This is a genomic window from Streptomyces sp. NPDC005202 (genome assembly GCF_040608235.1).
GTDB lineage: Bacteria > Actinomycetota > Actinomycetes > Streptomycetales > Streptomycetaceae > Streptomyces.
In genome coordinates this window covers 54,798-65,267 of record NZ_JBEXHW010000037.1, presented here as the reverse complement: position 1 = coordinate 65,267, position 10,470 = coordinate 54,798, and the positions used below count along the sequence as shown (strand labels likewise).

Here is a 10,470-nt window from a genome sequence, read left to right as displayed (position 1 = left end):
CGCTGTTGAGTTCTCAAGGAACGGACGCTTCCTTCGTACTCACCCTCTCGGGCTTTCCTCCGGGCGCTTCCCTTCGGTGTCTCCGACTCTATCAGATCTTTTCTCGATCCGATTCCCGGTCGGCGGGATTTGCCTTTCGGCCGCCTTTCAGGTTCCCGCTTTCGCGTTTCCCTTTCCAGCGGCTCCGACTTTATCAGAGATTCTGAGCCGGATTTCCCGCCCCCTCCGGGACACCACTGGAGCGCACGAGGCGTCCAGGTTCCCGTCCGGGCGGAGTCGTAAACGTACTGGAGCGGGGCGCCCCGATGCAAATCGAGGCGCCCCGCTGCCAGTTCACGGGTACGGACGGTCGTACGCGGGTCAGACCTCCACGACCACCGGGAGGATCATCGGCCTGCGCCGATACGAGTCCGAGACCCACTTGCCCAGCGTGCGGCGGACGAGTTGCTGCAGCTGGTGGGCATCCGCGATGCCTTCCTGGGCGGACCGCTCCAGCGCTTCCGCGATCTTCGGGATGACCTCGCCGAAGGCGGAGTCCTCGATGCCCGAACCGCGGGCCTGCAGGTGCGGGCCGCCGGTGATCTTGCCCGTGGTCGAGTCCACCACCACGAAGACCGAGATGATGCCCTCGTCGCCGAGGATCTTGCGGTCCTTGAGCGCGGGCTCGCCGACGTCGCCGACCGAGAGGCCGTCGACGTAGACGTACCCGGCCTGGACCTTGCCGGAGATCTTGGCCTTGCCCTCGACGAGGTCGACGGTCACGCCGTCCTCGGCGATGACGATCCGGTCGTGCGGGACACCCGTCAGCGCGCCCAGCTCGGCGTTGGCGCGCAGGTGGCGCCATTCGCCATGGACCGGCATGAGGTTCTTCGGTCGGCAGATGTTGTAGAAGTACAGCAGCTCGCCGGCCGAGGCGTGGCCAGAGACGTGCACCTTGGCGTTGCCCTTGTGGATGACGTTGGCGCCCCAGCGGGTCAGGCCGTTGATGACCCGGTACACCGCGTTCTCGTTGCCGGGGATCAGCGACGACGCCAGGATCACCGTGTCGCCCTCGACGATGCGGATCTGGTGGTCGCGGTTGGCCATGCGCGACAACGCGGCCATCGGCTCGCCCTGCGAACCCGTGCACACCAGCACGACCTCGTTGTCCGGCAGGTCGTCCAGCGTCTTGACGTCCACCACCAGGCCCGGCGGGACCTTCAGGTAGCCCAGATCCCGCGCGATGCCCATGTTGCGCACCATCGAGCGGCCCACGAACGCCACCCGGCGGCCGTATTCGTGCGCCGCGTCCAGAATCTGCTGGATGCGATGGACATGGCTGGCGAAGCTCGCCACGATGATCCGCTTTTGTGCGGCGGCGAAGACCTGGCGCAGGACGTTGGAGATGTCGCGCTCGTGCGGGGTGAAGCCGGGCACCTCGGCGTTCGTCGAGTCGGTGAGGAGGAGGTCGATGCCTTCCTCGCTCAGCCGTGCGAACGCATGCAGGTCCGTCAGCCGGTTGTCCAGCGGGAGCTGGTCCATCTTGAAGTCACCGGTGTGGACGGCCATGCCGGCGGGCGTGCGGATGGCGACCGCGAGGGCGTCCGGGATGGAGTGGTTGACCGCGATGAACTCGCAGTCGAACGGGCCGATGCGTTCGCGGTTCCCCTCCGCCACCTCCAGGGTGTACGGACGGATGCGGTGCTCCTGGAGCTTGGCCTCGATGAGGGCGAGGGTCAGCTTGGAGCCGATCAGGGGGATGTCCGCCTTCTCCCGCAGGAGATACGGGACGCCGCCGATGTGGTCCTCGTGACCGTGCGTGAGGACGATGCCCTCGATGTCGTCGAGACGGTCCCGGATCGACGAGAAGTCCGGCAGGATCAGGTCGATTCCGGGCTGCTCCTCCTCGGGGAAGAGCACTCCGCAGTCGACGATCAACAGGCGTCCGCCGTACTCGAAGACCGTCATGTTCCGGCCGATCTCGCCGAGGCCGCCGAGCGGGGTGACCCGCAGGCCGCCGTCGGGGAGCGGCGGGGGCGAGCCGAGTTCAGGATGCGGATGACTCAAAAGACTCTCCTCACCACGCGCGCCACGTACCGGTAAGGCACGTGGCGCGCGTGACGTTCGTGCAGAAGCAGTTGTCGTGTGGGATGCAGGCACCGGTGGCCTGCTTATTCAGTTGTGAAGCCTGATGTGGAGCCTTGTAGGGGCGAGCGGTCTCGCGAGGTCTCGTTGTCAGAGCTGTACCCCGCCCCCGGCAAGATCGATCTTGAGCTGCTCGATCTCTTCGGGCGTGAGCTCGATCATGGGCGGCCGCAGCGGCCCGCCAGGCAGTCCCTGCAGGGCGAGTGCGGCCTTGGTGGTCATGACGCCCTGGGTGCGGAACATGCCGGTGTAGACCGGCAGGAGCTTCTGGTGGATCTCGGTGGCCTTCTGGACGTCACCGGCCGTGTACGCCTCGAGCAGGGCACGCAGGTCCGGGGTGACCACGTGGCCGACGACCGAGACGAAGCCGACCGCGCCCACGGAGAGCAGCGGCAGGTTCAGCATGTCGTCGCCGGAGTACCAGGCGAGGCCGGAGCGGGCGATGGCCCAGCTGGCGCGGCCGAGGTCGCCCTTGGCGTCCTTGTTGGCGACGATCCGCGGGTGCTCGGCGAGGCGGACGAGTGTCTCCGTGTTGATCGGGACGCCGCTGCGGCCCGGGATGTCGTAGAGCATGACCGGCAGCTCGGTGGCGTCGGCGATGGCCTTGAAGTGCCGGTACAGGCCCTCCTGCGGGGGCTTGTTGTAGTACGGCGTGACGGTCAGCAGGCCGTGTGCGCCGGCCTTCTCGGCGGCGCGGGCCAGCTCGATGCTGTGGTGGGTGTCGTTGGTTCCGACACCGGCCACGATGTGGGCGCGGTCGCCGACCGCCTCCAGGACCGCCCGTACGAGATCCGATTTCTCCGCGTCGCTGGTGGTGGGGGACTCGCCGGTGGTGCCGTTGATCACCAGGCCGTCGTTGCCTGCGTCCACCAGATGGGCGGCGAGCCGCTGCGCGCCGTCGAGGTCGAGTGCGCCGTCCGCCGTGAAGGGCGTGACCATGGCGGTGAGGACCCGCCCGAAGGGGGTCTGCGGAGTGGAGGTCGGAGCCATGGGTAACACGCTACTCGTTGCTCAAAGCGGGGTCTGCCCTCGGGGCAGGCGACAAGTCGCGACAAAGATGGAGCCCGGCACTGCCTGCTCGGGGGTTCAAGCAGTGCCGGGTCCGTTTGATCAGGCTAGATGAACTTCCCCAAATGCCGCAATACGGACACTTCCCGAGGGCTGGTCCGTACATCTGTGCCTGCCGGGAAAACGGGTGTGCGCTACGGCGCGACCCGGCCGTTGGCGTTGAAGGCGGCGTACGTGAGCGGCATGAGCTTGGCCCACTCCGCCTCCATCTTCTCGCCGACCATCTCGATCTCGCGCTGCGGGAAGGACGGCACCTTCGCCAGCTCGTGCTGGGTGCGCAGGCCGAGGAAGTGCATCAGCGAGCGGGCGTTGCAGGTGGCGTACATCGAGGAGTACAGGCCCACCGGGAGGACCGAGCGGGCGACCTCGCGGGCGACGCCGGCGGCGAGCATCTCCTGGTAGGCCTTGTACGACTCCTGGTACGAGTCCTCCATGACGCGGCCGACCAGCTCCTGCTGGGCCTGGGTGCCTTCGACGAACTTGTACTTGCCCGGACGGCCCTCCTGGACGAGCTTGCGGGACTCGTCGGGGACGTAGAAGACCGGCTGGAGCTCCCGGTACCGGCCCGACTCCTCGTTGTACGACCAGCCCACGCGGTGCCGCATGAACTCGCGGAAGACGAAGATCGGGGCGCTGATGAAGAACGTCATCGAGTTGTGCTCGAAGGGGCTGCCGTGCCGGTCCCGCATCAGGTAGTTGATCAGGCCCTTGGAGCGCTCCGGATCCTTGTTCAGCTCGTCCAGGGACTGCTCGCCGATGGTCGAGACGCGCGCGGCGAACAGCACGTCGGCGTCCGACGCGGTGTGCTTGACCAGCTCGACGGTGACGTCGCTGCGGAAGCTGGGCTTGAGGTCGTCGGCGGGGGTGTCGGTCACGGCTCGGAGGGTCCCTTCCTTCACGTCTCTCGGGCGGCGCCCACTCTACGGCCCGGCGCTGACATCGGGGCGTTCGGTGCCGGGCCGCGACATCTTCGGCGAACTTCAGAGAATTCGGGGGAAGCGGGCACCTTTCGGGACACTCGCTCGTCTGTGTGGGTGACAGCGATCCGATCGAGCACCGAGAGCACAGAAAGGAGCTGCACCCCAGATGTCCTTTCGGCGCGAACCCGTCCCGTTCGCCTTCGTCGCCGAAGCTGACAGGTTCCGCAGCAATGTCGCTCCCCCTCCCCGCGAGCGGGCGTCTGCCGGGGAGATAGCCGGGCGCTGCCTGCTGGGCCTCACCATCGTCGCCGCCCTCGTGGGTTCCCTGATCCTGGGGATGCCTGCGTTGTCGATCAGCCACTCCCCCGCCCAGACGCAGCAGTCCCAGGCCTCCCACGGCCACTGAGCCGGTCCGGCCCCGCCCCGCTGCCTGAACGGCGCGGGAGGAACGGCGCGGGAGGTACCCCCATGGACCCCCACGGGTGGTGAGCAGGGACACAGGCGGATAGCCTCACCGGCACAGCCCATGCATGGATTGAGTGAGGACCAGCCGTGCCCCTGCCTTTCCTGACGGCCGACCGCGCCTTCGATGCAGCGGACGATGTCGCGCTGCCGTTCGACGACAACCGGCGCTGGCGGCGCCCCTACCGGCCCGGGCCCTGGCGGGTGGGCGCGGCGGCCCTCCTGCTCCTGCTCGCCTCGTTCGTGCTGTTCGCGGCGGTCGCCATCGCGCTGACCGGCACGCTGCCCGAGGCCGGGTTCTGTTTCGGCGTCGCGCTGGCGGTCATCGCCGGCGCGCTGCGGCTGCTGCGCATGGGCGTGTGGGTGAGCGCACGCGGGCTGCGCCAGGTGGGCTTCCTCGTCAGCCGTACGACGCGCTGGGCGCAGGTCGTCAGCGTGCGGACGGTGCAGCAGCCGGTGCGCTGGCTCGGGCTGCCCCGCACGGTGCAGGGGCAGGCGCTGGTGCTGGTGCGCGAGGGTCGTGCGCCGGACGACGTGCCCCCGCTGCTGACCACGCACAACGCCGACTTCCTGGGCCGCCTCGAGGCGTTCGACCGGGCGGCGGACTCGGTGGAGGCGTGGGCCGAGGAGTACGGGCGGGGCTGAGTTCTCCGGATGTGGGTGGGCCGGAGCGCGCGGCGCGCTCCGGCCCACCGGCCTCCGGAGAGTGCGCCTGTCAGGCGGCCTCCACCGGCTTGCCGTCGTGCAGGGCGATCGCGCGTTGCATGGCCTTGCGGGCCCGTGGGGTGTCGCGGGCGTCGTGGTAGGCGATGGCGAGGCGGAACCAGGTGCGCCAGTCGTCGGGGGCCGCCTCCGTCTCGGCCTTGCGCTTGGCGAAGACCTCGTCGGCCGAGTCGCGGTCGATGCGCCCGCTGGGCGTGCGCTTCAACTCGTCGACGGGCAGGCCTCCTTCGGCGTCGAGTTCGGCGGCGAGCTGGTTGGCCTTGCGGACGAACTGGGTGTTCTTCCACAGGAACCACAGGCCGATCACCGGCAGGATCAGCACGGCGATCCCGAAGGTGACGGTCACGGGCGTGCCGGACTGGATGAGCATGACGCCGCGGCTGCCGACCAGGACGAAGTAGAAGACCAGGACGGCGGCCGTGACGAGGTAGGTGATCTTCGCGCGCATGACGGGGCTCGGTGCCTCAGTTCAGGTCGAGAAAGTGCTCCAGGCCGAAGGTCAGGCCCGGAGTGGTCACCACGCGGCGCACGCCGAGCAGGATGCCCGGCATGAAGCTGCTGTGGTGGAGCGAGTCGTGGCGGATGGTCAGCGTCTCGCCCTCGCCGCCGAGCAGGACCTCCTGGTGGGCGAGCAGGCCGCGCAGGCGCACCGCGTGCACCGGCACGCCGTCGACGTTCGCTCCGCGGGCGCCGTCCAGGGCGGTGACCGTGGCGTCCGGCGCCGGGGCCGAGCCCGCCTTCGCCCGGGCCTCGGCGATGAGCTGGGCGGTGCGCGTGGCGGTGCCGCTGGGGGCGTCCACCTTGTTCGGGTGGTGCAGCTCGACGACCTCGACCGACTCGAAGTACGGCGCGGCGATCTGCGCGAACTTCATGGTCAGGACGGCCCCGATGGAGAAGTTCGGCGCGATGAGCACGCCCGTCTCCGGGGACTGGGCGAGCCAGCCCTTCAGCTGCGCGAGGCGCTCGTCGGTCCAGCCGGTGGTGCCGACGACGGCGTGGATGCCGTGCCGTACGCAGAAGTCGAGGTTGCCCATGACGGAGGCCGGCGTGGTCAGTTCGACCGCCACCTGGGCGCCGGTCTCGGCGAGCGTCTCCAGCTTGTCGCCCCGGCTGAGGGCGGCGACCAGCTCCATGTCCTCGGCGGCCTCGACCGCCCGTACCGCCTCTGACCCGATCCGGCCCTTGGCACCGAGGACCGCCACGCGCAGCTTGCTCATCTCTCTTGCTTCCTTACCGAAGACGGTTTACGGGCTTCCGCGCCGGGGCTTCCACTCCGATGACAAGTGTCAGGCGACGGCGTCGTGCAGACGGGAGGCCTGCTTGTCCTTGAGCGGGCCGATGACCGACAGCGACGGGCGCTGTCCCAGGATGTCGCGGGCGACCGAGCGGACCTCGTCCGGGGTCACCGCGGCTATCCGGGCCAGCATGTCGTCGACGGACATCTGCTCGCCCCAGCACAGCTCACTCTTGCCGATACGGTTCATCAGTGCACCCGTGTCCTCCAGGCCGAGGACCGTGGAGCCCTGGAGCTGGCCGATGGCGCGCCCGATCTCGTCGTCGGACAGGCCGTTCTCGGCGACGTGGTCGAGCTCGTCGCGGCAGATCTTCAGCACGTCGTGCACCTGGCTCGGGCGGCAGCCCGCGTACACGCCGAACAGGCCGCAGTCGGCGAAGCCGGAGGTGTAGGAGTACACGCTGTAGGCCAGGCCACGCTTCTCGCGGACTTCCTGGAAGAGGCGCGAGGACATACCGCCCCCGAGGGCGGTGTTCAGTACGCCCAGGGCCCAGCGGCGCTCGTCGGTGCGGGCGAGGCCGGGCATCCCGAGGACGACGTGCGCCTGCTCCGTCTTGCGGCCGAGCAGCTTCACCTTGCCCGCCGTGCGGAGGGTGCGGCGGCCTTCACGCGGGGCGATGGGCTCGGCCTCGGGGTTCTTGAAGGCGCCCGCCTCCTCGAAGGCGGCACGGACCTGCCGTACGACCTTGTGGTGGTCGATGTTGCCGGCGCAGGCGACCACCAGGTGGGTGGGGTCGTAGTGCTTCTTGTAGAAGCGGCGGATGCGGTCCGCGGTGAGGGCGTTGACCGTGTCGACCGTGCCGAGGACCGGGCGGCCGAGCGGGTTGTCGCCGAACATGGTGTGCGCAAACAGATCGTGCACGCAGTCGCCCGGGTCGTCCTCCGTCATCGCGATCTCTTCGAGGATCGCGCCGCGCTCGACGTTGACGTCCTCCTCGAGGATCAGCGAGCCGGTGAGCATGTCACAGACCACGTCGATGGCGAGCGGCAGGTCGGTGTCGAGCACGCGCGCGTAGTAGCACGTGTACTCCTTCGCCGTGAACGCGTTCATCTCACCGCCGACCGCGTCTATGGCCGAGGAGATGTCCAGGGCGGACCTGCGGCTGGTGCCCTTGAAGAGCAGGTGCTCCAGGTAGTGCGTGGCGCCGTTGAGCGACGGGGTCTCGTCGCGGGAGCCGACGTGCGCCCAGATACCGAAGGTGGCCGAGCGCACCGAGGGCAGGGTCTCGGTGACGATGCGCAGACCGCCCGGGAGGGTGGTCTTGCGGACGGTGCCGATGCCGTTGGTGCCCTTGATGAGGGTTTGGGTACGGGCGACGGCCCGCGCCTCCGAAGAGGTGCGGGCCGTCGCCTTGAAGCCACGGGACGTCACTGGTCGGCGTCGTCCTTCTCCGCGGCGGAGCCGCTGTTGGATGCAGCGTCGGTGCCCTCCTCGCCCTGGATCACGGGAACGAGGGAGAGCTTGCCGCGGGAGTCGATCTCGGCGATCTCAACCTGGACCTTCTGGCCCACGCCGATGACGTCCTCGACGTTCTCCACGCGCTTGCCGCCGGCCAGCTTGCGGATCTGCGAGATGTGCAGCAGGCCGTCCTTGCCCGGGAGCAGGGAGACGAACGCACCGAAGGTGGTGGTCTTCACGACCGTACCGAGGTAGCGTTCGCCGACCTCCGGCATGGTCGGGTTGGCGATGGCGTTGATCGCCGCGCGGGCGGCCTCGGCGGCCGGACCGTCGGCGGCGCCGATGTAGATCGTGCCGTCGTCCTCGATGGTGATCTCGGCGCCGGTGTCCTCCTGGATCTGGTTGATCATCTTGCCCTTGGGGCCGATGACCTCGCCGATCTTGTCCACGGGGATCTTGACGGTGATGATCCGCGGGGCGGTCGGGGACATCTCGTCCGGCCGGTCGATGGCCTCCGTCATCACGTCGAGGATGTGCAGGCGGGCGTCACGGGCCTGCTTCAGCGCGGCGGCCAGGACGGAGGCCGGGATGCCGTCCAGCTTGGTGTCGAGCTGGAGCGCGGTCACGAACTCCCTGGTGCCGGCGACCTTGAAGTCCATGTCGCCGAAGGCATCCTCCGCACCGAGGATGTCGGTGAGGGTGACGTAGTGCGTCTCTCCGTCGATCTCCTGGGAGATCAGACCCATGGCGATACCGGCGACCGGGGCCTTCAGCGGCACACCGGCGTTCAGCAGCGACATGGTGGAGGCGCAGACCGAACCCATCGAGGTCGAGCCGTTGGACCCGAGGGCCTCGGAGACCTGACGGATCGCGTACGGGAACTCCTCGCGCGAGGGCAGGACCGGGATCAGGGCGCGCTCGGCGAGGGCGCCGTGGCCGATCTCGCGGCGCTTCGGGGAACCGACGCGGCCGGTCTCACCGGTGGAGTACGGCGGGAAGTTGTAGTTGTGCATGTAGCGCTTGCGGGTCACCGGCGAGAGGGTGTCCAGCTGCTGCTCCATGCGCAGCATGTTCAGCGTGGTGACGCCCAGGATCTGGGTCTCGCCGCGCTCGAACAGGGCCGAACCGTGGACCCGCGGGATGGCCTCGACCTCGGCGGCCAGCGTACGGATGTCCGTCACGCCACGGCCGTCGATGCGCTTCTTCTCCTTGATGACGCGCTCACGGACCAGCTGCTTGGTCAGCGCGCGGTAGGCGGCGGAGATCTCCTTCTCGCGGCCCTCGAACTCCGGCAGGAGCTTCTCGGCGGCGAGCTGCTTGACGCGGTCCAGCTCGGCCTCGCGCTCCTGCTTGCCGGCGATGGTGAGCGCCTGAGCCAGCTCGGGGCGGACGGCGGCGGTCAGCGCCTCCAGGACGTCGTCCTGGTAGTCGAGGAAGATCGGGAACTCGGCGGTCGGCTTGGCGGCCTTCGCGGCGAGGTCCGACTGGGCCTTGCACAGCACCTTGATGAAGGGCTTCGCGGCCTCGAGACCGGCGGCGACGACCTCCTCGGTGGGGGCCTCGGCGCCGCCCTGAACCAGCTGGATGGTCTTGTCGGTGGCCTCGGCCTCGACCATCATGATCGCGACGTCGCCGTCCTCCAGGACGCGGCCGGCGACCACCATGTCGAAGACGGCGTCCTCGAGCTCGGTGTGCGTCGGGAAGGCGACCCACTGGCCGTTGATCAGCGCGACGCGGACGCCGCCGATCGGGCCGGAGAAGGGCAGTCCGGCCAGCTGCGTGGACGCGGACGCGGCGTTGATCGCCACGACGTCGTACAGGTGGTCGGGGTTGAGGGCCATGACCGTGGCGACGACCTGGATCTCGTTGCGCAGGCCCTTCTTGAAGGACGGGCGCAGCGGGCGGTCGATGAGGCGGCAGGTGAGGATCGCGTCCTCGGAGGGCCGGCCCTCACGGCGGAAGAAGGAACCGGGGATCTTCCCGGCCGCGTACATGCGCTCCTCGACGTCGACCGTGAGCGGGAAGAAGTCGAGCTGTTCCTTGGGCTGCTTGGATGCGGTGGTGGCCGACAGCACCATGGTGTCGTCGTCCAGGTACGCGACGGCGGAGCCGGCGGCCTGCTTGGCCAGGCGGCCCGTCTCGAAGCGGATGGTACGGGTGCCGAAGGAGCCGTTGTCGATGACGGCCTCGGCGTAGTGGGTCTCGTTCTCCACTAGCGTTTTCTCCTCGTCTTCGTCCCTCCTGGCCCGTGTGGCAGGGGGACGGTGGCGGAGAAGCGCTCCGTCTGGTGCGGGCCGGTCTTCGATCGAAGCACCCGGGGCTTCCCCCGGGGGCCACTACCGAGGACCGGCGGCGGCGAGGTGCGCTTCTCCTCGTTCGTCGTGCGTGATGACGCCGTACCCGGAACGGGTAGCCCGTATCACGCTGTGTCATGCGTAGTGCGTTGTGCCACCACACTACAAAGCGGCGGTGACACTCCG

The 10,470-nt window shown here is 68.9% G+C and carries 9 protein-coding genes; 2 read left to right on the top strand and 7 right to left on the bottom strand.

From position 1 onward, the window contains the following. Positions 1–360 precede the first annotated feature (360 nt). From ABZV31_RS33005 to thyX, 3 genes are all read right to left on the bottom strand, one after another. Entirely contained in the window at positions 361–2,046 is a 1,686-nt protein-coding gene (locus tag ABZV31_RS33005) for a ribonuclease J (protein WP_355900546.1), read from the bottom strand. A 168-nt stretch (positions 2,047–2,214) separates the two neighbouring features. Then, complete coding sequence (gene dapA / locus ABZV31_RS33000; protein ID WP_355900545.1) at positions 2,215–3,114, bottom strand: 4-hydroxy-tetrahydrodipicolinate synthase; 900 nt, start codon at positions 3,112–3,114, stop codon at positions 2,215–2,217. A gap of 212 nt (positions 3,115–3,326) precedes the next feature. Beyond that, positions 3,327–4,067: an FAD-dependent thymidylate synthase gene (gene thyX, locus ABZV31_RS32995; protein WP_355900544.1), complete on the bottom strand. Its 741-nt coding sequence runs from the start codon at positions 4,065–4,067 to the stop codon at positions 3,327–3,329. A 211-nt stretch (positions 4,068–4,278) separates the two neighbouring features. Between thyX and ABZV31_RS32990 the strand changes: the two genes are divergently transcribed. Both ABZV31_RS32990 and ABZV31_RS32985 read left to right on the top strand, forming a co-directional pair. Then, positions 4,279–4,518: a hypothetical protein gene (locus ABZV31_RS32990; RefSeq protein ID WP_355900543.1), complete on the top strand. Its 240-nt coding sequence runs from the start codon at positions 4,279–4,281 to the stop codon at positions 4,516–4,518. Positions 4,519–4,664: 146 nt separating this feature from the next. Continuing rightward, positions 4,665–5,219 (top strand): hypothetical protein, encoded by a 555-nt coding sequence (locus tag ABZV31_RS32985; RefSeq protein WP_355900542.1) that lies wholly within the window; start codon positions 4,665–4,667, stop codon positions 5,217–5,219. Between the two features lie 70 nt (positions 5,220–5,289). On the opposite strand, the gene ABZV31_RS32980 is transcribed toward ABZV31_RS32985, so the two are convergent. From ABZV31_RS32980 to ABZV31_RS32965, 4 genes are all read right to left on the bottom strand, one after another. Continuing rightward, the gene (locus tag ABZV31_RS32980) at positions 5,290–5,745 is read right to left on the bottom strand and encodes a hypothetical protein (RefSeq protein ID WP_355900541.1); all 456 of its coding nucleotides are present in this window, start codon (positions 5,743–5,745) and stop codon (positions 5,290–5,292) included. A gap of 16 nt (positions 5,746–5,761) precedes the next feature. Further along, a complete protein-coding gene (dapB, locus tag ABZV31_RS32975) occupies positions 5,762–6,514 on the bottom strand; it encodes a 4-hydroxy-tetrahydrodipicolinate reductase (RefSeq protein WP_355900540.1) in 753 nt (250 codons plus the stop codon). Between the two features lie 69 nt (positions 6,515–6,583). Beyond that, positions 6,584–7,963: a pitrilysin family protein gene (locus ABZV31_RS32970; RefSeq protein WP_355900539.1), complete on the bottom strand. Its 1,380-nt coding sequence runs from the start codon at positions 7,961–7,963 to the stop codon at positions 6,584–6,586. Then, a complete protein-coding gene (locus tag ABZV31_RS32965; RefSeq protein ID WP_355900538.1) occupies positions 7,960–10,203 on the bottom strand; it encodes a polyribonucleotide nucleotidyltransferase in 2,244 nt (747 codons plus the stop codon). The genes ABZV31_RS32970 and ABZV31_RS32965 overlap by 4 nt, the downstream gene beginning before the upstream one ends. Positions 10,204–10,470 lie beyond the last annotated feature (267 nt).

Coding starts and splice junctions, on each gene's coding strand:
- dapA (WP_355900545.1), bottom strand. CDS start 3,114: ATGGCTCCGACCTCCACTCCGCAGACCCCCTTCGGGCGGGTCCTCACC.
- ABZV31_RS32990 (WP_355900543.1), top strand. CDS start 4,279: ATGTCCTTTCGGCGCGAACCCGTCCCGTTCGCCTTCGTCGCCGAAGCT.
- ABZV31_RS32980 (WP_355900541.1), bottom strand. CDS start 5,745: ATGCGCGCGAAGATCACCTACCTCGTCACGGCCGCCGTCCTGGTCTTC.
- dapB (WP_355900540.1), bottom strand. CDS start 6,514: ATGAGCAAGCTGCGCGTGGCGGTCCTCGGTGCCAAGGGCCGGATCGGG.